Origin of the sequence: Halopiger goleimassiliensis (assembly GCF_000455345.1) — an archaeon.
Lineage (GTDB): Archaea > Halobacteriota > Halobacteria > Halobacteriales > Natrialbaceae > Halopiger_A > Halopiger_A goleimassiliensis.
The window spans coordinates 1,094,675-1,116,875 of the sequence record NZ_HG315690.1 but is presented as its reverse complement, the minus strand read 5'-3'; the positions used below and the strand labels follow the sequence as shown (position 1 = coordinate 1,116,875).

The following is a 22,201-nucleotide window of genomic DNA, read 5'->3' as shown; positions in this document are numbered from 1 at the left end:
CAGACGTGTTCCGATTGTAAACCTACTGGCCCCGTCCGGTCGAGTGTGTGCCCTGGGTGGTGCCGGGGAAACCGACTTACTCGTCGCGGGTGAACCGCCGGCCATGGATTGCCCTCGGGGTGAGCGTCCGTGCGCGTGATCATCGTCGGGGCCGGCGAGGTCGGGACGAACATCGCCGAGAGCCTCGCGCCCGACCACGACGTCGTCGTGGTCGACCGGGACGGCGACCGAATCGAGTCGATCACCTACTCCCTCGACGTACTGGCCCTCGAGGGCGACGGGACGTCCCTCGAGACGCTCGAGGAGGCCGGTATCGCGTCGGCGGATCTGGTGATCGCCAGCACGGACGGCGACGAGACCAACATCGTCGTCTGCGGGGCGGCGAAAGCGATCGGCGACCCGTTCACCATCGCCCGGGTGAAGAAAGCTGACTTGCTCCGGACGTGGGAACGCTCCGAGGAGGCCTTCGGCGTCGACTTCATGGTCTGTACCGACCTAGAGACCGCGCGGACGATCGTCGCCATCGCGGGCCTCCCGGGCGCTCGAGACGTCGACAGTTTCGCGGGCGGTCTCGTCAGGATGGCGGAGTTCGACGTCCACGCGGAGAGTCCGATCGCCGGCGAGACCGTCTCCGAGGCGGACAGATACGACTCGCTGACCTTCGCAGCGATCATCCGCGAGGACGACGTGATCGTCCCGCGCGGCGAGACGACGATCGAATCCGGAGACGCGGTCGTGGTCATCGGTTCCGGCGAGAGCATCCGGGCGTTCGCGGGCACGCTGTCGACCACGGCAACGCTCGAGAACGCCGAGGAGGTCGTCATCGTCGGCGGCAGCGAGATCGGTTACCAGGCCGCCCGCCTGTTCGGCGAGGCGGGGATCGAACCCCGACTGATCGAACGCGACCGTGCCCGCGCCCGCGACCTCGCCGAGCGTCTGCCCGGATCGCTCGTGCTCGAGAGCGACGCCACCGACATCGACTTCCTCGTCCGCGAACACGTCGGCGAGGCGGACATCGTGATTGCGGCCCTCGAGAGCAACGAACGCAACCTGCTCGTCTCCTTGCTCGCCAAGCGGATCGGCGTCGAACGCACGCTCGGCGTCGTCGGCTCGAGCGAGTACGCCGAACTGTTCGAGACCGTCGGGATGGACGTCGCCGTCAATCCGCGGCTGGTGACTGCCGAGGAGATCACGCGGTTCACCCGCGAGCGCCGTACCGAGAACGTCGCCATGCTCGAGCACGACCGCGCGGAAGTCCTCGAGATCGAGATCGAGAGTGACAGTTTCTTCGACGGTAATCGCGTCCAGGACGTCATGGCCCGACTGCCAGAGGGGGTCGTCGTCGGCGCAGTGACCCGCGACGGGTCGCTGATCACTCCGCGCGGCGAGACCGTCCTGAAAGCGGGGGATCACGTCGTCGTCTTCGTCGACACCGCGGTACTCGACGAGGTGACGGCGACGCTGTGAGCGGTCCCGCCATCGGGTCGGGCTACCGCGCGACCGTGACAACTCGTCGTTATCCCGTCGTTCTCGAGCCGGTAGCCCGGCGGTGACGTGTACGCCCGTTCAACGAGGAGACAACGTCCGGCTGTCGATCGTTGTTCCCACCGGCGAGAACGTAATCCGGCGATACTCGAGTGCTCCGTCGACCCCCGCGTCGCCCCCGGGACCCGTCCCGTTTGCCCGGTCGCGATCGTCCGATTCTGACCCGAGACGGTAATATCGAGCTACCTTCGGGGGAGGACCGGTCAGCGCCGGACTTCCGCGTAACGGTGTCGACGAGCTATTGGGGCGATGTCCGTAGTCGGCCGAGTCCGATGAGCGATCAGCACGACCGGCAACGGACTGCCACTGACGGAGACGCGGATCGACGATCGACGCTCGAGACGGCCGATCGACGCCGATCACACTCGCGACGACGGTTCCTGCGGACCGCGGCGGCGACGGGCGTCGCGGTCGGATTCGCCGGCGTCGGGGCGGCACAGTTCGAGGACGAGCGGATCGAACTCGGCGGGCAAAGCGCCGGCTGGGTCGGCGTCTCGCCCGAATCGATCGCCGACGACCGGAACCCGACGCTCGAACTCGCCGCCGGCGAGGAGTACGAGGTGGTCTGGGAGAACCTCGACGGCGTCCAGCACAACTTCGTGATCATCGACGAGGAGGGCGAGCACCTGCTCGAGACGGACCTCCTGGGAGAGGAAGGCGAGACCCAGACCGTCGCGTTCGAGGCTACGCCCGAGATGGCCGAGTATTACTGTGCGCCCCACCCGCAAACGATGCGGGGGGAGATCGCCGTCGGCGACCGTGAGGAGGTCGAGGAAGTCGAGGCGGACGAGCCCGCACGGTACTTCCCGGAGGGGCCGACCGTCGGCGTCGAGCCGGTCGCCGAGGGGATGATCGGCCCGACCGACTTCCACGACCCGCCGGGGTGGGAGTACCAGTTCGTCGCCGACCAGACGGGGGAGATCTACGCGATCGACGACGACGGCCGCCTCGAGGAGCCGTGGTTCGACCTCGAGGATCGACTCGTGCCGGTCGCCGAGGAGTTCTACGGTGACGAGTACGCCGATCCGGACCAGGACTACGACGAGCGCGGCCTCGTCGGCCTCGAGTTCCACCCCGAGGAGGACGATCGTTTCTTCGTCAACTACAGCGCGCCGCCGGTCGAGGCGATGCCCGACGGCTGGTCGCACGTCCAGCGCATCTCGGAGTTCCGGATCGGCGAGGACGGGACGCCCGATCCCGACAGCGAGCGCCGGATTATCGAGTTCTACAAACCCCAGTACAACCACAACGCCGGGCCGATCGCGTTCGGGCCGGACGGCTACCTCTACGTGCCGATGGGCGACGGCGGCGGGGGCGACGACAACAACCCCGGCCACGTCGAGGACTGGTACGACGGGAACGAGGGCGGCAACGGCCAGAACACCACCGAGAACCTGCTGGGCGGCCTCCTCAGGATCGACGTCGACGCCGAACCGACCCACCACCCCGCACGCGGTTCGCTCGTCCACCTCGACCTCGAGGCGGCCGACGTGCCGGACCCGGCGGCGGGCGACGGCTACGCGATTCCCGAGGACAACCCCTTCGCCGAGGGTCAGGAGCTCGAGGGCGAGGGGCTCGCGGAGTACTACGCCTGGGGGCTGCGCAACCCCTTCGGCATCACGTTCAGCGAGGAGGGCCGGCTGATCCTCGCCGATCCCGGTCAGGTGTTGCACGAACCGGCCTACGAGATCCAGCGTGGGGGCAACTACGGCTGGAACGTCCGCGAGGGATCGCACTGTTTCAGCACCGACACGCCGGCGACGCCGCCGGACGACTGTCCGCTCGAGACGCCCGCCGACGTCCGCGGCGGCGAGCCGCTGATCGACCCCGTCGTCGAGTATCCGCAGGCCTACGAGGGCCAGCCGGTCGGCATCGTCATCACCGGCGGCCACACCTACGAGGCGGATACGATCCCGGCACTCGAGGGGCAGTACGTCTTCGGCGACTGGACGGACGACCAGGGCCGCGTCCAGCCCCGCGGTCGCGTCTTCGTCGCCCAACCGGAGGACGTCCCCCTGCAGTCGGAGGAACGCGGCGAGTTCGGCGGACGACCTCCCGAGGATCTGTGGGACATGGCGGAACTGCGCTTCGACGGCAGCGAGGACGGCAACCTCCATCACTTCGTCCGCCAGTTCGGCCGCGACGCCGACGGCGAGGTGTACGTCCTCGCGAACCAGCTTGGAGTCCCCGAGGGCGACACCGGCGTCGTCTTCCGACTCGTCCCCGAGGGCGAGGGCGTCGACCTCGAGCCGCCCGAGATCGAAGCCGAGGACGAACCCGAGGATATCGAGGACGAGGACGACGACGTCGCACCGGACGAACCCGAAAACGACGTCGCCGACGGGGAGGACGACGTCGCTCCGGACGAGCCTGAGAACGACGTCGCGAACGAGTCGGAAGACGACGTCGCCCCCGACGAGCCGGAGAATCACGTCGCCGACGAGGAGGACGACGACTAACGTCGACGCCTGTCGTCGATCGGTCGTCGAGCGGCGTCCCTCAGTGGGCCACCCTGTAGCGTAATGCCCTACAGCGTGTAGTCGTGCTCGCCGGTTTCGGTCTCGAGGAACGCCTCGAGCAGGTCGATCGTCGCCGCGACGTCGTCGACGTGGGCCGTCTCGGTGACGGTGTGGAGATAGCGCGTCGGGATCGAAATCGCACCGACGGGTTTCGCGCCCGCGACGTTCTGGAAGCCCGCCGTATCAGTCCCGCCCGCGGGGAGGATCTCGAGCTGGCTGTCGATTCCCTCGTCGTCGGCGACCGATTGCAGGCGTCTGTGGACCTTCGGGCTCGTGATGACGCTGCCGTCCTTGAGTTTGATCGCGGTCCCCTCACCGAGTCTGGTGACGTGCTCGCCGTCGTCGAAGCCGGGCACGTCGTTGGCGACGGTGACGTCCAGCGCGACGGCGAGGTCGGGATCGACGTCGACGCCGAGCGCGCGAGCGCCCCGCAACCCGACCTCTTCCTGAACGGTCGCACAGAAGTGGATCGTCACGTCGGGTTCTTCGAGGCGGCGGGCGGCCTCGAGCATCGCGAACAGACAGACCCGATCGTCCAGCGCCTTGCCGGTGATCGTCTCGCCGACGCGTTCGGTGGTCTGGTCCATCGTGACGAGGTCGCCGGGCGAGATCCGCTCGGTCGCCTCATCGGCGGGGAGGCCGACGTCGACCACCGCGTCGGAGACGGTGGGCGTCTTCTCGCGCTCCTCCTCGTCGAGGGTGTGCGGCGGCGGCGACCCGATGACGCCCGGGACGTCCTCGTCGTCCGTGTGGATCGTCACCCGCTGGGCCTTCAGCACGCGCGGGTCCCACCCGCCGAGCGGCTCGAGTTCGACGAAGCCGAACTCGTGGTCCTCGCCCGCGACGTGTTTCACCATAAAGCCGACTTCGTCCATGTGCGCCGCGACCGCGACCGAGTAGTCCGAGTCCCCCTCGAGCGTACCGACGACGTTCCCCATCGCGTCGGTCCGGACGCGGTCGACGCTCTCCTCGAGTTCCTCGACGACGAGGTCCCGGATTCGGTCCTCGTAGCCCGGAACGGCGCTCGTCTCGGTCAGTTCCGTCAGCAGATCGAAATCGACGGATGTCGATGCCATGCACGGATGTGTCGGTCCGGCGCTCTTAAACGCGCGGTTCGCGGCGGAGCGTGTGAACCCTCGCTGGTCCTCACGGCTGATGAACTGTGGCGATAGTAACCGCGGGGTATTAACGGGACGATCCGTTAGAGGGTGTGTATGAGTGACGTACGCGTCGCAGGAACAGGGTTGACTCCGTTCGGTAACGCCCCCGAACGGACGGGTCGCGACCTCTTCGCCGAAGCGAGCGTCGCGGCCTTCGAAGACAGCGGCGTCCCGCGCGAGGACGTTGAGGCCGTCTTCTACGGCAACTTCATGGGTGAACTCGCCGAACACCAGGGCCACCAGGGACCGCTGATGGCCGAGGCCGCGGGCGTCCAAGCGCCGGCGACCCGTTACGAGGCCGCCTGTGCCTCGAGCGGGGTGGCGATCCGGGATGCCGTCTATCGCATCCGGAGCGGTGCGGCCGACGTGGTCCTCGTCGGCGGCGCGGAACGGATGACCAATCTCGGGACGGCGGGCGCGACGGAAGCGCTGGCCATCGCGGCCGACGACCTCTGGGAGGTCCGCGCCGGCATGACCTTCCCCGGGGCGTACGCGCTGATGGCCCAGGCCTACTTCGACGAGTTCGGCGGCGAACACGAGGACCTCGCCCACATCGCGGTCAAGAACCACGAGAACGCGCTGAGCAACGACAAGGCCCAGTACCAGAGTGCCATCGACGTCGCGGACGTGCTCGAGGCACCGCCTGTCTCCGAACCGCTCGGGCTGTACGACTCCTGTCCGCTCTCGGACGGTGCCGCTGCCGTCGTCCTCACCAGCGAGGCGTACGCGGCGGAACACGACCTCGACGCTCCCGTCGCGATCACGGGCACCGGCCAGGGCGGCGACCGCCTCGCCCTGCACGACCGCGAGCACCTCGCGCGCTCGCCCGCCGCCCGCGAGGCCGGCGCGGAGGCCTACGCGGATGCCGGCGTCGACGCCGCCGCCGTCGACCTCGCCGAGGTCCACGACTGTTTCACCATCGCGGAGGTGCTCGCCATCGAGGCACTGGACCTCGAGCCGGTGGGTGAGGGCATCTCGGCCGCACGCGAGGGCCGAACGACGGCCGACGGCGAGACGCCGATCAACCTCTCGGGCGGCCTGAAGGCGAAGGGCCACCCCGTCGGCGCGACCGGCGCTTCCCAGGTCGCCGAAGTTACGAAACTGCTCGCCGGGGACCACCCCAACAGCGAGTTCGTCGACGACGCGACGACCGGCGTCGCCCACAACGCGGGTGGGACCGTCGCGAGTGCGACCGTTCACGTCCTCGAGGAGGTGGGGAGCCCATGAGTGACGACGTCCAGGACGAAGGGTTCGACGAGTGGCTCGACGCCGCAGCGGACGGCGAGGCCTACTACCTCGAGTGCCCCGAGAGCCACGGCTCCCTGCCGCCGCGGCGCGTCTGCCCCGACTGTGGCGCGACCGACCTCGCCGAGACGCCGCTCCCCGACGCCGGTACGATCGAGACGGTTACCGTGACGCACGTCCCGACGCCGGCCTTCGAGGAGGACGCCCCGTACGCGACCGCGATCGCCCGGTTCGGCGGCGTCCGGCTCACCGGGCAGGTCGTCGGCGTCGACCCCGACGCCGTCGAGACCGGCCTCGAGGTCGAACTCGCGGTGACGGTCTCTGAGACGACCGGCGAGCGGGTGCTCGGACTCGAGCCCGTCGACCGCTAGTCCGTTCGGGAGTCGGTCGGCATGAACGGCGTGAGGACGGTGACGACCCCGACGAAGCCCGCCATGACGAGATATCCCTCGTCGAAGTAGCCCCGTTCCGCGACCCAGCCGAACAGGACCGGCCCGGTCGCGCCGAGTGCGGCGGCGCTCGAGCGGATGGCCCCGAGGCCGGTCCCCTGGATCTCCTCCGGGATCGTCTCGGTGAGATACGACTGCGTGATCGCGCCGGAGCCGAGCATCGTGCTCGTGACGACGGTAACGCCGACGATCGGCCAGAGGCCCTCGACGAACGGCAGGAGAGCGAAGCCGACGACGGCCCCGGAGAGGGCGAGTGGCAACGAGCCGCGGATTCCGATCCGATCGTAGGCCACTCCCGCGACGGGCTTGACGAAGACGCCGATGGCGAAGAAGAGTCCGAACAGGACGCCTGCAACCGTCTCCGAAAACTCCTTTTCGTTTATCAGGTACGTCGGGTAGAACGCCGAGAACGTCTGCCAGACGAAGATGAAGGCGAACATGACGAAGCCGGTGAACAGCAGCGTCGGCCGCGCGATCTTCCCGAGGACGGAGCGAACCGACTCGCTCGAGTCGGCTCCGCCGTCGCGTTCGACCGGTCGGTCGGCGGTGCCGGCGTCGTCCGCGTCCGTACCACGGCTCGCGTCGCCGGTCTCGGCTACGTCGGCTGGAGTGTCGGTTTCGTCGTCGCTCGCGTCCGATCCCGGTAGCGTGAGCCAGATGACCGCGGCCGAGACGGCCAACAGCGGGAGGACGAACGCGAGGCCGAGTTGCCAGGCGACGCTTACCGCGAGTACGCTCGCGATCGGCGGGAGGAGCGTCTGGCCGACGTCGCCCGAGGCCATCGTGACCCCGAGCGCGCTGCCGATCCGGTCGGGGTAGAGGTCCGAGAGGGCCGTCATCCGGGCGATGGGATACTGCGAGAGTCCGAGTCCGACCAGCCCGGTCGCGGCGAACAGGACGACCGCCGACGGCGAGAGGAGGACGGCAACCAGTCCGACGCAGACGAACGAGACGCTCGCGGTCAGGATCGTCCGCTCGCCGTGGCGATCCGCGAGAATCCCGCCCGGTACCTGGCCGATGGCGTAACAGAGCCAGATGATCGTCACCAGCAGGCCCGCGGTCGCCAGCGTCAGGTCGAACGTCTCGCTGAAGTACGGCAACAGGACGGGATAGATCATCCGCGTCCCGTTCAACAACCCCCAGGCCAGCGCGATCGCGAGCAGCGATTTGCCCGCGCCGCCGGCCCACAGGGCACCGATCTCGGTGCGAATCGAATCCAGGCGACTCATCTCTTCGGTACTCCGGCGGAAACGTCGCTCGAGTAAAGCCCCTGTAGAACGAGCGAGTCCTGCCGGTTACGGCCGATCCGGACGGCGATCGACCGCTTACTCCTCGAGGTCGGCGTCCGGATCGGCGGCCAGCAGTTCGGCGGTGACGTACTCGACGAACTCGGTGGGGTGTTCGGCGTGGGGCAACTGCGTGGCGTAGTCGATGACGACCAGGTCACGGTCTGCGGCTTCGGCGAGGTCCCGCCCCTCGCGCAGGGGGACGAGTTCGGCGTCGCGGCCCCACACGAGCGTCGTCGGCGTCTCGAGGGCGGCGAGTTCGGTCGCGAGGTCGAAGTCGGGATCGAGCGTGCCGGCCGCGAAGGAGGCGGGCGCGTAGCGAGCGCCGGGCTGGTGGGCGCTCTGCCAGGCGTACTCGACGGCCCCGGGATCGACGTTGTCGCTGTCGTAGTAGCCGTCCCGATCGTAGAAGTACCGGATCGAGGGCTTGCTCGCCAGCAGGTTGAACAGCGTCGTCCCGAGGAGAGGCGTGCGAAGCAGCGTGCGAAGCCACGGCCGCTCGGTGGCCGTCTCGTCGGTCGGACAGATCAACACGAGGTGCTCGAAATCGGCGTCGTCAGCGGCGTCGACGGCGAACGCTCCGGTCAGCGATGAGGCGATCACGATCGGCGAGTCCGCGACGTCGTCCCCGAAGTCGCGAACGAACTCGGCGTACAGCGACGGCGAGTAGACCAGCGGGGGTCGTTCGGATCGCCCGAACCCGGGTAGATCGACGGCGTAGACGTGGTACTGCTCGGCCAGCTGTTCGAGTACGGGTTCGAACTCGTGGCTGCTCGCCCCGGCGTAGATCCCGTGGAGCAACAGCACGTCGGGATCGTTCGGATCGCCGGCGACGGTGTAGCGCGTCTCGATCCCGCGCCAGCGGTAGCTCCGTTCGACGCCCGGAAGCGGGTTTTCGAGGTCGCCTGCACGCGATTTCAGGAGGCGGTTGCCGACGACGGCGGCACCGACGGCACCGACCGCCACGCCGAGGGCTCTTCGGGCTTTCATATCACTCCGTAGGACGTCACCGGCCTTGAACCTGCGGATGGCTCGCATCGCCTGTGGTGACGGCTCCGACGAATCGCCGGCACAACCAGTCTCGAGGTACGGAGCGCGGGAGAAACCGCTCGGGGATCGGGATCACTCGTCCTCGAGTCGGAGGTCCGAGAGGCAGCGTTCGACCGGTTCGAGCAGGTCGTCGGCGATGGTGTAGGGGTCGGTCTCGCCCTGTCGGACGGCCTCGGCGAGGTCGTCGATTCCGCCGGCTCGCTCGAGTTCGGTCTCGAGCAGGTCGTGGACGTCCTCCCGGAGGAGGGTCCGGATCTCTTCGGCGTGGCGCTGGCGGGTCATCTCCGCCTTCTCGCCCGACTCGACGAGGTACGTGCGGTGGTCCGCGACGGCGTCGATGAGGTCGTCGACGCCGGTGGCCCGCGTGGCGACGGTCTCGACGATCGGCGTCGTCCACGCCGTCGTCTCGTCGTTCTCGTCGTCCTGGTCGTCGGGATCCCAGTCGTCGTGGGCGTCGATAACGTCCTGGCTGTGGTGGCCACCGGCCCCGCCGCCGGCATTGCCCTCGCCGAGTTGAATCATGTCCCGGAGTTCCTGGACGGTCCGGTCGGCACCGTCGCGGTCGGCCTTGTTCACCACGAAGACGTCGGCGATCTCGAGGATGCCCGCTTTGAGGGTCTGGATCTCGTCGCCCGATCCCGGCGGGACGAGGACGGCGACGGTGTCGGCGGTACGGACGATGTCGATCTCGTTCTGGCCTGCGCCGACGGTCTCGATGATGATCTTGTCCTTGCCGAAGGCGTCCATCGCCTTGACGGCGTCCGCGGTGGCCGTCGAGAGGCCGCCCAGCGTCCCGCGGGCGCTCATCGACCGGACGAAGACGTCCATATCGCCCACGGTGGAGGCCATCCGGATGCGATCGCCCAGCACCGCGCCGCCGGTGAACGGCGAGGACGGATCGATGGCGATGATACCCACCGTCTCGCCCCGCTCGCGGTAGGCTTCGGCGAGTTTGTCCACGAGGGTCGATTTCCCCGCGCCCGGCGAACCCGTGATGCCGATCACGTCGGCCCCGCCGGTGTGGGCGTACAGCTCGGAGACGAGCTCGCGGTAGCCCGGCGAGCGGTTCTCGATCTTCGAGATGACGCGGGCGAGCGCCCGGTGTTCGCCCGCGAGCAGGGCCTCGAGCAACTCCTCGTCGCTCATCGCTCGGGTGCGTTCTCGCGGACGAAGTCGATCGTCTCCTCGACGGAGGTGCCGGGGCCGAAGATCTCGGCGACGCCCTCCTCGTAGAGTTCGGGGCGGTCCTCCTCGGGGATGACGCCGCCGACGAGGACGAGCGTGTCCTCCTTGGCACCGTACTCCTCGAGGCCGTCCATGACCTTCGGGACGAGGGTGTCGTGGGCACCCGAGAGAATCGAGATGCCGACGACGTCGACGTCCTCCTGGACCGCCGCCTGGACGATCTCCTCGGGTGCCTTGTGCAGGCCGGAGTAGATCACTTCGAAGCCGGCGTCGCGAAACGCCCGGGCGATGACGTGTGCGCCGCGATCGTGACCGTCGAGGCCGACCTTCGCGACCAGACACCGGATCGACTCCCCTTCCTGTTCGCTGCTCATGCATTGGCCTTCCCCGCCCGACTGTTTGACTCTAACGGATGTTCTCGATAATTTCACCGGGAAAACGATTGGACAATTCGGGTTGAGTGGGAAACGAACCGGCGCGAACTCGACACCGACGATCCGATGAGAGTTCCCGTTCCGTGACCGTCAGAGCGGCCGTCATTCCCGCGAACCAAAGGCTAAAGAGTGCATCGATCGAACATTCCAGTAATGACTATCGTTCGTCTATTGCGGAGGGATCTTTCGTGGGCGTCGAGATAAAAGAGACCAGGGTGTCCGACGCGGAGTTCGAGGAGATGAAGCAGTTCGTCTACGAGTACCTCGCGGCCAGCGTCGAGAAGGAGACCGAAGGCGGCCGCATGCGCTGGTACCCCTGGCACTCCGCCGAGTACCGGTTCAACCACATCCTGAACGTGGTCGATCTCGCCGAGGAGATCGCCCGGGGCGAAGGCGCGGACGTGGACATCACCCGCGTCGCGGCGCTCTTTCACGACGTCGCGAAACTCGAGACCGACCAGGAACTGCACGCCGAAGCCGGCGCTCGCGTCGCCCGGGAGTACCTCGAGGCTCGCGCGGAGTACCCCGAGTCGTTCATCCAGCAGGTGTGTCGCGCGATCGAACACCACTCCTACCAGGGCGACCTGACCGACCTGGCCCTGGAGACCCAGTGTCTCATCGAGGCCGACCTGCTGGACAAGGTGGGCGCGAACGGCACCACGCTCATGCTGTTGCGCATGGGCTACGAGGCCCGGACCCACATGGAGGCCGACGAGATGGTCGACCGGGTGCTCGAGCGCGGCTACGACGCCGCCTCGCGCGTCCAGAGCGACACCGCCGAGAGCATCGCTCACCAGCGGCTGAAGCGGGTGAAGTGGTTCAGCGAGTGGCTCGAGGACGAGATCGCCGGCCTCTGACGGATTCGGACCCTCGTCGGCTCGCGGCCGCCAGCCGTAGCTGCTGGTGTATCGCTGTGTTCGACGCCAGTGCTCGAGTGCTGACCAGACGCGACATAGCTGGCGTTTTCAGGCGAAATTTCGGTCTTCCGAGCGTGGGGTAGTCGATCAACAGGCCTGCGTATTGATCGGAGGGTTCGTTGAAGAACTCGGTGAACCGAAGCGTCCTGCTATCGTGGACACGGGGAGTAGCCACGCCGCTCACGGGTCACTCCGTTCCCCGTTCGCATTTCGAGGCGCTCACTCCGTTCGCGCCTCGCCCTCCCCAACCGATTTCTGCTCACGGGCGCGGCGGGGCGGCTGCGCCGCCCCGATATCGCGGCGCATAGCGCCGCGCTCTGCCCGTTCGCATGGTTCGCGGAACCAGAGGTTCCGCGCTAACGTTCGGTCGCTACGCTCCCTCACTCATCCACTGTCAGAGCGAGCTCTGACAAGCCTTCGTTCGCAGTTGCTCACGAAGACCTCGCGCGGTTTCGTCGAGCGCCCTCTCGTTCGGTCGGCCGCTCGACAGCGCGCGCCACCGCACGTGGTTGGCCAGATGCGGAACGGTAACGACACACCCTGTTCTGATCGGTTGCGGATTCGATCCCACAGCTTCCAGACCGCCGATCAGACGAGGCCGGTCGCGCCCATCGCGAGGAAGACGGCCCCGAAGCCGGCGAGGACGAGCGCACTGCCGGCCGCGATGATCGGTGCGACGGCGTCGACGCGCCGTCCCGCCGCCGCGAGCGCGGCCGGGTAGACGACGATCCAGACCGCGATACCGGCGAAGAAGCCGAGCAGGAGCGACGGTGATCCCGTCTGGACCACGAGTACCTCCTCGAGCGCGTCGCCGGCGAGGGGGACGTACGAGAGGACGTCGAGACGCCCGGACTCGAGCAGGCCGACGCCGACGGTCAGCCAGAAGCCGATCTGGTAGGGGTTGGTCAGCGAGAGGACGAACGTCTTCCGGAACCCGGTGGAGGTGCCGTGGTTCCCGGCTGTGAACGCGTCGGCGCTTCTGGCGTCGGCGACCGCCCCGCGGGCGAAATACAGCATCAGGAGGCCGCCGACGAGGTACAGCATCGGGGTGATGGTCGGATACCGATCGACGACGGCGACGACGCCCGCGAGCGTCAGCCCGAAGAAGAGCACGTCCGCGGACATGGCACCGAGTCCGGCCCGGAACCCGGCACCCCACCCTCGGACGACGCTCTCCTCGGCGATGATGGCGTTCATCGGCCCCGGCGGCGCGGCCAGCGCCAGCCCGAAGACGACGCCTGCCAGGAGCGTCACGATCGTCCCGAACACGGTGATCGGTCTCGAATCGGAACCGCCGGTACAAAAGGACGACGAGTCTCGTGTACCCTGTCGTCCGCCGTGACGCCGATCACGGCGGAGCCGTCGCCGTTTCGTCGGGCCGTTCGCCCTCGCGGCGTTCGGCGAGGCGACGCAGCGCTTCCGGCCTGCCCAGGACGTAGCAGACGTCGCCGGCCTCGAGACGGACGTTCGCGTCCGGCAACGCGACCGCGTCAGGCGACCTCTCGACGGTGCCACCGCCGGACGCTCGCGTCCCCTCGCCGGCCGTCGCGCGCTCGAGCGCGAGGACGAACGCGGGCAGCGAGCCGACCGTCTCGCCGACGAGCGGGTCGTCGGCGGGCAACGCGATCCGCGTGACGGTCTCGTCGGCCGCCCGGAGCAGGGAGACGAGGTCGCGTTCTGCACCGGGCGCTCCGGGCAGGGTCACCAGGCGGTAGTCGCCGTCCGCAGTGAACTGCGGGACGTCGTCGGCGTCGACAGCGATCGTGGCGACGTCGTCGGCGGCCCCGCGGAGTTCGCCGTCGGTGACTCGTCGGAGTCCTTCACCGTCGCGGGTCCAGACCCGGACGGCGTCGCCGGGCGTCGCGTCGGGGGCCGGATCGGCCCGGATCGCGACCACGACGCTCCCGGGGGCGATCGTCGGTCCGATACCCGCGGGTCGACTGCCGAGCGCGAGGTAGTCGACCGTCTTCTCCTCGCCGAGTTCGACGTCGACGCGGCCGATCCCGTAATCGCGCTCGAGGCGGTCGATCAGCCGCTCGCGGACCTGCTCGGCGGAGAGCCGCCGGGGGAAGAGAAACGTCTGGCCCGCGAGTTCGGCCTTCGTCGCCTCGTCGACCGGGTCGTATCCCTCGGCGTCTTCGATCGTCTCGGGGAGTTCGACGGTGCGGACCCGACCCGCGGACCGGACGAGCTGGCTGACGTCGTCGATCGTCCGCGGAGTATCGGCCTCGAGGACGTTCTCGGCGAGGTAGTCCCCCGTCCGTCGGCCGCCGGCGGCGGCGAGTCCGCTGGCGAGGAACGCGACGATCGTGTAGACGGCTATTTCCGAGTCCAGCAGCGGGCTCGTCCCGATGATCGCGTCCTGCAGTGCCGTCTGGGTGTTGAGCCAGATCGCAACCGGCGAGATGCCCACCAGGACGGCCACGCCCTCCGGAATCTCCTCGGTGCTGTACCAGCGGAACGCGAACGCGACCAGTGCGGCCGTCACCGCGGCGAGCAAGCCGAACCCCAGGATGTGGACCGCGGCCTCGAGCAGCGTCTCGGTCTCGAGGTCGACGAGGACGCTTCCGCTCGTTCCCGCGTCGAGGAGGCCGATCATCGGCCGATCGCCTCCACGTACGTCTCGATCGATTCCTCCGGGCCGGCGACGACGGCTTCGTCACCTGGCTCGAGCGCACCGTCGATCCCGGGGGCGAACGTCCACCCCTGCCGTCGACCGCCGGTTCCGTCGCTCCCGCGTCGCACCGCCAGCACCTGCACGTCGTCGGTGGTGTGGTCCGGCTCGGCAGGGTCGACCGCCGGGCCGTCCCGTTCGCCGGCCGCGGGGCCGACGGTGAGTCGTCGCAAGGCGTAGCCGGCGCGGCGAACGAGCGCGAGGGCTTCGAACTCGCCGCTGGAGCCCCGCGACCGGACGACGATCGTCGGCGCGTCGGCCGCGAGCAACAGTTTCGCGTGCCGTCGAGGTACCGAGACGGTCACCCGTCCAACCCCGCCGGCCGACGTCTGGGTCGATTTCGTCGCGATCGGCTCGGTCGTCGCGTGTCCGTCCTCGAGTTCCGTTTCCTCGTCGACCGAGGGAGGCGAGGCCTCCTCGGCCCGCCGTTCGTCCAGTTCAGTGCGGACGCTCACCACCGTGCCGTCGATCGATCGGTCGCCGGTTCGAACGGTCACCTCGTCCCCGCGGGCCAGTCCCGTCGGAACGAGCGTCGAGAGCGTCACCGCCTGTCGATCCGACGGGATACGCCGCGAGAGGCCGCCGGAAGGCGGTGCAGCGGTGATTGTCGCGCGCGCCCGCTCGTCGATCGACACCTGGACGTCCGCCAGGTCGTGATCGGTCCGCAGGCGTTCCTCGAGGCGCGACTCGAGTTCCGACAGCGGGAGATCGGCCGGCAGCCGCCAGGAGCCTTCCCGGAGCGTCCGCCGGAGGTCGGCCGGCAGCGGTGGATACCCCTCCACGTCGCGGATCTCGCCGGTCGGCCGAACGGTGACTCGGCCGACGGTGCCGACGAGTTCGACGACGTCCGTCGAGAGGGTCCGCTGGCGAAGCGAGGTCAGCGAGAGCCTGTGTGGGAGGGTGGCACCGAGTTTGTCGCCCTGGTTGTGGGCGTACAGCGAGAGCATGAGGACGACCAGTACGGCGACCAGCAACCGCGGGGACTGGGAGATCGTCGGCTCGACGAGTCCGAGCAGTCCGCCCTGGACGCTGGCGATCGACAGCGAGAGGACGACGACACCGAACCCCGGCAGCGTCACGCCGGAGAAATACCGAACGACGAACCCCAGCGATCCCGCGACGAGCGCCGGAACGATGCCCGTCAGCAGGCCGAGATAGATCCCCAGTAGGACCTCGACCGGTAGCGCCATTGGTGGCCGCAGGTTCGGCAACCCCAAAGGCGTACCGGCACGGGCAACCGGCCGCGGGGGCTCGAGGTCGCCGAGGCCCGTGACCGTCGTCGACCGGAGACGGAGCCGTTAACTGACGCCGACGCGGATCGGTGCGTATGGCTGCCGACCGGTCGGTTCGATCGCGCCTGCCGGACAACTGGCGGGGGATCCTCACGACGCGTGCGGCCGTCTGGCTCGCGCTGTCGGTCGCCTTCCTGTCGGTCGCGACGGCGATGGTCAACATCAGCACCGACACCGTCTACGGCCCGCTCGCGGGCTACGTCCCCGATCCCGTCAGGGACGCAGCGGGCTTTACCGGCGCGCTTACCGGCTTCCTGATGCTCGCCAGCGCGCTCGCCCTGCGGCGGGGACTGCGCGTCGGCTGGTGGGCGACGCTGTTGCTGTTGCCGCTGACGGCTGCCCAGGGGTTCCTGCAGCTGAGCCAGTACTCCCTGCCGCTGATCGTCCTCTCCCTGCTGGCGATACCGATCCTGCTCGTTACGCGAAAGCGGTTCGACAACTCGCTGTCGCTGTCGACGACCCAGATCGCGGCCGGCTCCGCCCTGTTCGGCGTCCAGCTGTACGGTACGGTCGGCGGCTACGCGCTCCGGGAGCACTTCGAGGGGATCGACACGATCCTCGACGCCTTCTACTTCACGCTGATCACTTCGAGTACGGTCGGCTACGGCGACATCCACCCCGATCCGGGTTCGACCGAGGCCATGCTGTTTACGATGACCGTGCTCGTGTTAGGTGTCGCGAGTTTCGGTATCGCCATCGGGGCGCTCGTCGGGCCGGCGATCCAGGCCCGGATCTCAAGCACGCTCGGAAAGATGACCGACTCAGAACTCCAACTGCTCGAGGACCACATCCTGGTGCTCGGCTACGGCGAACTGACCGAACCGATCGTCGACGAACTCGCGCGGAGCAACCGTTCGTTCGTCGTCGTCACGGACGACCGCGACGTCTCGACGACGCTGTCCGACCGCGGCTTCCGGGTCGTCACCGGCGATCCCAGCGACGAAGGGCCGCTCGAGCGGGCGAAGATCGACCGGGCGAGCGCGATCGTCGTCGCGACCAACGAGGACGCCCGCGACGCGCTGGCGATCCTCACGGCCCGACAACTCGCCCCCGGGACCCGCATCGTCGCCGGTGCGACCGACCGCGAGAACACGAAGAAACTCGAACACGCCGGCGCGGACACCGTCATCAGCCCCGCGGTGCTCGGCGGCCACCTGCTCGTCCGCTCGGCGCTGGGCAACGACGACAGCGCGTTGATCGAGGAGATCGTCGGCGGGGAGTGAGCCGACGGCAGTAGGGCCTCGTCGTGGCGTCGTTCCGGTTCCGTCGTGGCGTCGTTGCGGTACCGTTTTGTCACGACCGCCGAATGTGGGGACATGGCGATACCGACGTGGTCGTGGGCCGGACGAGCCGGCGACGGTGCCGACGCTGGCTCGACCGCGACGGCTCGAGCGACTCCTGCCGACGGATGCCGGCGTGACGCCGCGGAAGCGGCGGCTGCCGACGTCGACCGGCTCTCGAGCGAGTTCGACCTACTCTCGAGTCCGATCCGACTCGAGATCCTGCTCGCACTGGCGGAGGCGGACGACTCGCTCCGGTACACCGACCTCCGCGAGGCGATTTCGATCGAGGACAACGGAAAGCTCAACTACCACCTCCGTCGGCTCGACGGCCTCGTGACCGACGCCGACGGCGCGTACGATCTGACAGACCGGGGTCGACGGCTCGCCGCGACCGTTCGCCGTCGGTAGCCGATCGGACCGGGGTCGACTCCTGTCGAACGACGTAGAGAACGCCAGTTCTCCGAGAATTTAGGCCCCTCGAGGACGCTTCGTATCGACTGGTGATGGAACGCAGGCAGCGCAGCCGACGAGCAGCGTCTTCCGATCGAAGCGGTGGTCTCCGAGTTGCCACGCGGGGTGAGTCCCGTGACCGGTGAGTCGCGGGGGTCGGTGACCTTTACCCTCGAGGGGGCGCGGCAGGGGTTTCTCGCCGGACTCCCGATCGCGCTCGGCGTCGCGAGCTACGGGCTCGTCTTCGGCATCCTCGCGCGGGAGGCCGGACTCAGCGTCGCGGAGGCGACGCTGATGAGCGCGACCGTGCTCGCGGGTGCCGCCCAGTTGATCGCGGTCGAGGTCTGGGCCGACGCCGCGACGGTTCCGGTCGCCGCGGTGGTGAGCACGACGCTGCTGGTGAACCTCCGGTATCTCCTGCTGGGTGCCGCCCTCCGGCCGTGGTTCGCGAAGCTATCGCGACGGGCGGCCTACGGGAGCGTCTTCTTCACGGCCGACGAGAACTGGGCGCTGACGATGGGCCGGTTCACCGACGCCGGAGACGGTCGCGTCCCCGGTGCGTATCTCCTCGGCAGCGGACTGGCCATCTGGACGTGCTGGGTCGCGGCGACGATCGTCGGTGCCGTCGCCGGCGACGCGATCGGCGAGCCGGCCCGGTACGGCCTCGACGTGGTCTTTCTCGGGGTCTTCGTCGCGATCGCGGTCGATCTCTGGGACGGAACTGACGACCTCGTCCCGTGGGTGACCGCGTTCGTCGTCGCGTTGGCCACCGCCGCTACCGTTCCCGGCCACTGGTACGTGCTGACGGGGGCCGTCGCTGGCTGTTCGGTCGGCATCGTCGACGTGGACGTGGACGACGACGCAAACGCGTCCGCCACGGAGGTCGACCGATGACCGACGGGGCACTCACCCTCGAGTGGCCCGTGGTCGCGACGATCCTCGGGATGGCGCTCGTGACGTACGCGACGAAGGCCGGCGGCCTCTGGCTGATCGGCCGGATCGACGGCTCATTGCGGCTCGAACGCGCCCTCGAGATCCTCCCGGGCGTCCTGGTCGTCTCGATCCTCGCGGCGGAGGTCCTCGAGGGCGGCCCGCCGGAGTGGACCAGCGCGGCCGTGGTCGCGGTCGTCGTCTGGCGGACGGAGCGTTTGGTCCTGGGGCTCCTCGCCGGCGTCCTGACGGTACTGGTGCTTCGCGGGACGCTCTGACGTGTCCGGGCTCACACCCCGTAGGTGGCCCACCGACCCTGCCGATCAGCGATGGCGGCCGCGATGCACGATCGCCACGTCAGCTTCGAGGTCGCTGAGCCGTTCGAACGTCGGCGGTGAGACGAACCGGGAGGCGGCCGACCGATCCGTACTGGAGCCGACGAAGACCACGTCGTACTGGGGCGAGACCCGCTCGAGGTAGGACTCGACGGGTTCGGTGACGACGTGGGTCTCGAACCGGCCGTCGAAGGCGTCGACGAGGTCCGCGAGAGTGTTCTCGGCGGTGCGGCGCTGGGATTCGCGATCGATGCAGGTACAGACGCTGGTGGGCTGCCAGGTGCCGGTCACCCGCTGGGCGAAATCGACCATCGCGCGGGCGGTGTCGCCGGCACCCCGAACGGCGACCAGCGAGTGGTGCCACTCCCGTCGGCCGTCCGCGCCGCGGAAGGCGATCACGTCGATCTCGCTGTCGAACAGCCCCGCGATGAACGACGAGAGTCCGCCACGTTCGTGTTCGGCGTAAGGTGTGACGATCAGATCGCAGTTGTGCTCCCGGGCCGTCCGGAGCGCGACCGACGCCGAGCGCTCGCCGGCCGCGACGACGACCTCGCAGGGGAGCCCGTACGACGCTGTGATCTCGTCGGCGATCGACTCGAGGCGACGGGCCGCCGGCCCGGGCTCGTCTTCACTGCCGGCGTCGGCGGTTTCGTCGTCGCCGTTCTCGCCGCTGGCAGCGTCCTCGACGTCGAAGAGAACGACCTTCCCCGCGTCGTGGGCGGCGGCGAGGTCGGCCGCGAACCGGACCACCGACTGGGCGTCTCCGGCGTCCGTGCCGGCTATCGACTCCGACCCGTTCCCGTCGCCGCTCCCACACAGCGGGACGAGGACGTGATCGTCCCCGCTGGTCGTCTGATAGAGGTAGCGGGCGCGTCGCTGGTAGAACCGATTGTGCCAGACGACGAACGCGGCCGCGACGAACGAACTCGAAACGACGATCCCGACCACGTAGGTGACCTGGGCGTTGCCGGTGACGAGCACGAGCAACGCGGTGGAGAACGCCGTCGGCTCCTCCAAGTCGAGCGCCCAGGTGACGGCCCCGGTGAAGAAGATGCCCAGTGCCGCTCCAGTCGCGCTGACGCCGGCGGCACCGTCGAGGCCCGCCGCGCCGACGAGTTCGAGCGCGAGCCAGCCACAGCAAGCGCCGGCGGTCATCCCGCCGACGAACTTCGTCGGCGTGGAGTATCGCCCTTCGGGATCGGCGAAGAGCGTGTACGTGCCCGATGCCAACGGCGGAAAGAGGAGAAACGAGACCGCCGCCGAGACGTTTGCAATCCAGGTCACCGCCCCGATCAACAGCGGGACGACGATCAGCACCGAGAGGTGCAGCAGGTTCCCGGTGTGTTCGAGCCAGCGGACGAACGCGTCGAGCTCGCGCCGCTCCAGCCGACGGAGTCGCCGCTGCAGCGACCGAAACCGCGTCCGCAACGACTCGAGCATGGACGATGCGTTGCGGCGGACGCGACGAAAACCGTTCGGGTTCCGACGGGAGTTGGCACCCCGTTCGCGACTACTCGGGTGCGCCCTCGAGAATCTCGACGCCGCTCGAGGCCCCGATGCGTTCGGCCCCGGCCTCGAGCATGGCCATCGCATCGTCGTAGCTGCCGACGCCGCCGCTGGCTTTCACGGGCAAGTAGTCGCTCATGAGTTCGACGTCAGCGACGGTCGCCCCGCCGTCCGCGAATCCGGTCGAGGTCTTGACCATCGTCGCGTCGGCCGCCGCGGCGGCCTCGCAGGCGCGGCGTTTCTCTTCGTCGGTGAGGAGCGCGGTTTCGATGATGACCTTCACCGGGATCGGCACCGCCGCGACGAGTTCGGCCAGTTCGGCCCGGACGACGTCGTCCTCGCCGGCTTTGAGCCGGCCGACGTTGATCACGACGTCGAGTTCGTCCGCGCCGGCCTTCCAGGCCGTCTCGGCTTCGTGGCGTTTGGTCTCCGGCGCGTGCTGGCCGTGGGGGAAGCCGATTACCGTCGCCACCGTCACGTCCGGCGCGTACTCGATGGCCGTCTCGAGCGCGTACGGCGGGATACAGGCGTTCATCCCGTACTCGGCCGCCTCGTCGAGGACGGTTCGAACGTCGGCGGGCGTCGTCTCGGGGCCGAGGACGGTGTGGTCGATCAGTGGTGCCAGTTCGCTCCGGTCCATACCCGGGCCGACTCGCCGGACGGGGAAAAACCCGCCCGATTCCTTTTGTCCCGTCGGGCGCTACTCCGGGGCATGGCAACCGACACGTCCGGCGTCGTCTCCGCCGTCGAATCGACCGCCGAGGACATCGCCGCAATGGAGATCCGCGGGGCCGCGACCATCGCCGACGCGGCCGCCGAGGCGCTCGCGACACAGGCAAGCGAGTCCACGGCCGCGAGCCCGGAGGCCTTCCGCGAGGAGCTTCGGGCCGCCGCGCGGACGCTGTACGAGACCCGCCCGACCGCGGTTAGCCTGCCTAACGCGCTCCGGTACGTCCTCAGGGGCATGGAGGGCGAGACCGTCTCGGAGCTACGGGCGGCGACGATCGCTCGCGCCGAGGCGTTTCAGCGCGACCTCGAGCAGGCCCAGTCGACGCTTGGCGAGATCGGCGCGAACCGCCTGCGCGACGGCGACGTGGTGATGACCCACTGTCACTCGACGGACGCCTTAGCCTGCATCGAGGCCGCGCTCGAGGACGGAAAGGAGATCGAGGCGATCGTCAAGGAGACCCGTCCGCGCAAGCAGGGCCACATCACGGCTCGCGAACTGCGGGAGCTTGGGGTGCCGGTGACGCTGATCGTCGACAACGCGGCGCGTCGCTACCTCGACCGGGCGGATCACGTCCTCGTCGGTGCCGACAGCATCGCGGCCGACGGCAGCGTCATCAACAAGGTCGGCACCAGCGGGCTGGCGGTCAACGCCCGCGAGCGCGGCGTGCCGGTGATGGTCGCGGCGCAGACGATCAAACTCCACCCCGACACGATGACCGGCCACACCGTCGAGATCGAGATGCGCGACGAGAGCGAGGTGCTCCCAGAGGTCGAACGCGCCGAGATCGCCGGCGGCGACCACGGAGACGACGAGTTGCAGGTCGAGAACCCCGCGTTCGACGTCACGCCGCCGCGACACGTCGACGCCATCGTCACGGAACGCGGCCAGTTCCCGCCCGAGAGCGTCGTGACGCTCATGCGGGAACTGTTCGGCGAGTCGACCGGCGAACCGTGGGAGCCGTAACTCGAGTCGTCCGTCGAAGGTCGATGAATCGGCTGATCATCGACCCTTCTCATTGGGCGGTCGGGTAGCTGAAAAGGGAGATGGTAACAGACTGGAGGGTTCTACTATCCTGGACTCGAGGAGTCGCCACACCCACCCCAGCCGATTCGCTCCCTTCGGTCGCTCATCCCTCGCGCGGCTTCGTCGGCCAGCCTCCCAGCCGTTCGGCTGGCCGACAGCGCGCGCCACCGGAGAATCGCAACCTACAG

General features: G+C 68.7%; 20 protein-coding genes. 10 read left to right on the top strand and 10 right to left on the bottom strand.

The annotated features are described in order from the left end of the window. Positions 1-129: 129 nt before the first annotated feature. Together trkA and TX79_RS05445 are read left to right on the top strand one after the other, a co-directional pair. Positions 130-1,467: a Trk system potassium transporter TrkA gene (trkA, locus tag TX79_RS05450; protein WP_049926221.1), complete on the top strand. Its 1,338-nt coding sequence runs from the start codon at positions 130-132 to the stop codon at positions 1,465-1,467. A gap of 350 nt (positions 1,468-1,817) precedes the next feature. Beyond that, positions 1,818-4,004, top strand: a complete 2,187-nt coding sequence (locus TX79_RS05445) for a PQQ-dependent sugar dehydrogenase (protein WP_049926219.1) — start codon at positions 1,818-1,820, stop codon at positions 4,002-4,004. A 68-nt stretch (positions 4,005-4,072) separates the two neighbouring features. Here TX79_RS05445 and TX79_RS05440 read toward each other — a convergent pair whose 3' ends face one another. Beyond that, positions 4,073-5,140, bottom strand: a complete 1,068-nt coding sequence (locus tag TX79_RS05440) for a M42 family metallopeptidase (protein WP_049926217.1) — start codon at positions 5,138-5,140, stop codon at positions 4,073-4,075. A gap of 138 nt (positions 5,141-5,278) precedes the next feature. Here TX79_RS05440 and TX79_RS05435 point away from each other — a divergent pair, with 138 nt between their 5' ends. Further along, positions 5,279-6,451: a thiolase C-terminal domain-containing protein gene (locus TX79_RS05435; protein ID WP_049926215.1), complete on the top strand. Its 1,173-nt coding sequence runs from the start codon at positions 5,279-5,281 to the stop codon at positions 6,449-6,451. Continuing rightward, positions 6,448-6,840: a Zn-ribbon domain-containing OB-fold protein gene (locus tag TX79_RS05430; protein ID WP_049926214.1), complete on the top strand. Its 393-nt coding sequence runs from the start codon at positions 6,448-6,450 to the stop codon at positions 6,838-6,840. The genes TX79_RS05435 and TX79_RS05430 overlap by 4 nt, the downstream gene beginning before the upstream one ends. Here TX79_RS05430 and TX79_RS05425 read toward each other — a convergent pair. From TX79_RS05425 to TX79_RS05410, 4 genes are all read right to left on the bottom strand, one after another. Then, positions 6,837-8,147 (bottom strand): MFS transporter, encoded by a 1,311-nt coding sequence (locus tag TX79_RS05425; RefSeq protein WP_081655493.1) that lies wholly within the window; start codon positions 8,145-8,147, stop codon positions 6,837-6,839. The two genes, TX79_RS05430 and TX79_RS05425, sit on opposite strands and share 4 nt — an antisense overlap. Before the next feature lie 96 nt (positions 8,148-8,243). Continuing rightward, positions 8,244-9,194: an alpha/beta fold hydrolase gene (locus TX79_RS05420; RefSeq protein WP_049926213.1), complete on the bottom strand. Its 951-nt coding sequence runs from the start codon at positions 9,192-9,194 to the stop codon at positions 8,244-8,246. 132 nt (positions 9,195-9,326) lie between these two features. Next, positions 9,327-10,400 carry a methylmalonyl Co-A mutase-associated GTPase MeaB gene (meaB, locus tag TX79_RS05415; RefSeq protein ID WP_049926211.1) on the bottom strand — a complete coding sequence of 358 codons (1,074 nt, stop codon included), beginning with the start codon at positions 10,398-10,400 and terminating at the stop codon, positions 9,327-9,329. After that, a complete protein-coding gene (locus TX79_RS05410; RefSeq protein ID WP_049926209.1) occupies positions 10,397-10,813 on the bottom strand; it encodes a cobalamin B12-binding domain-containing protein in 417 nt (138 codons plus the stop codon). Before TX79_RS05410 ends, meaB begins: the two co-directional genes overlap by 4 nt. A gap of 248 nt (positions 10,814-11,061) precedes the next feature. Between TX79_RS05410 and TX79_RS05405 the strand changes: the two genes are divergently transcribed. Continuing rightward, positions 11,062-11,730 (top strand): HD domain-containing protein, encoded by a 669-nt coding sequence (locus TX79_RS05405; RefSeq protein ID WP_049926207.1) that lies wholly within the window; start codon positions 11,062-11,064, stop codon positions 11,728-11,730. A 648-nt stretch (positions 11,731-12,378) separates the two neighbouring features. Here TX79_RS05405 and TX79_RS05400 read toward each other — a convergent pair. From TX79_RS05400 to TX79_RS05390, 3 genes are all read right to left on the bottom strand, one after another. Beyond that, entirely contained in the window at positions 12,379-13,059 is a 681-nt protein-coding gene (locus tag TX79_RS05400; RefSeq protein ID WP_195892461.1) for a LysE family translocator, read from the bottom strand. A gap of 79 nt (positions 13,060-13,138) precedes the next feature. Beyond that, the gene (locus TX79_RS05395; protein WP_049926205.1) at positions 13,139-14,389 is read right to left on the bottom strand and encodes a TrkA C-terminal domain-containing protein; all 1,251 of its coding nucleotides are present in this window, start codon (positions 14,387-14,389) and stop codon (positions 13,139-13,141) included. Next, the gene (locus TX79_RS05390) at positions 14,386-15,654 is read right to left on the bottom strand and encodes a hypothetical protein (protein ID WP_049926203.1); all 1,269 of its coding nucleotides are present in this window, start codon (positions 15,652-15,654) and stop codon (positions 14,386-14,388) included. The genes TX79_RS05395 and TX79_RS05390 overlap by 4 nt, the downstream gene beginning before the upstream one ends. A gap of 137 nt (positions 15,655-15,791) precedes the next feature. Here TX79_RS05390 and TX79_RS05385 point away from each other — a divergent pair, with 137 nt between their 5' ends. The 4 genes from TX79_RS05385 to TX79_RS05370 all read left to right on the top strand — a co-directional run bounded on the left by TX79_RS05385 (position 15,792) and on the right by TX79_RS05370 (position 18,697). Then, a complete protein-coding gene (locus TX79_RS05385) occupies positions 15,792-16,979 on the top strand; it encodes an NAD-binding protein (RefSeq protein WP_049926202.1) in 1,188 nt (395 codons plus the stop codon). Between the two features lie 93 nt (positions 16,980-17,072). Continuing rightward, complete coding sequence (locus TX79_RS05380) at positions 17,073-17,447, top strand: DUF7347 domain-containing protein (RefSeq protein WP_049926200.1); 375 nt, start codon at positions 17,073-17,075, stop codon at positions 17,445-17,447. Between the two features lie 168 nt (positions 17,448-17,615). Beyond that, entirely contained in the window at positions 17,616-18,383 is a 768-nt protein-coding gene (locus TX79_RS05375; RefSeq protein ID WP_049928291.1) for an AzlC family ABC transporter permease, read from the top strand. Then, on the top strand, positions 18,380-18,697 hold the full coding sequence (locus TX79_RS05370; RefSeq protein WP_049926199.1) for an AzlD family protein: 318 nt from the start codon (positions 18,380-18,382) through the stop codon (positions 18,695-18,697). The genes TX79_RS05375 and TX79_RS05370 overlap by 4 nt, the downstream gene beginning before the upstream one ends. A 45-nt stretch (positions 18,698-18,742) precedes the next feature. Here the strand turns inward: TX79_RS05370 and TX79_RS05365 are convergent, their stop codons facing one another. Beyond that, positions 18,743-20,194: a universal stress protein gene (locus tag TX79_RS05365; protein ID WP_049926198.1), complete on the bottom strand. Its 1,452-nt coding sequence runs from the start codon at positions 20,192-20,194 to the stop codon at positions 18,743-18,745. 70 nt (positions 20,195-20,264) lie between these two features. Continuing rightward, a complete protein-coding gene (gene deoC / locus TX79_RS05360) occupies positions 20,265-20,900 on the bottom strand; it encodes a deoxyribose-phosphate aldolase (protein WP_049926196.1) in 636 nt (211 codons plus the stop codon). 72 nt (positions 20,901-20,972) lie between these two features. On the opposite strand from deoC, the gene TX79_RS05355 reads away from it, so the two are divergent. Further along, on the top strand, positions 20,973-21,953 hold the full coding sequence (locus TX79_RS05355; RefSeq protein WP_049926194.1) for a ribose 1,5-bisphosphate isomerase: 981 nt from the start codon (positions 20,973-20,975) through the stop codon (positions 21,951-21,953). Positions 21,954-22,201 lie beyond the last annotated feature (248 nt).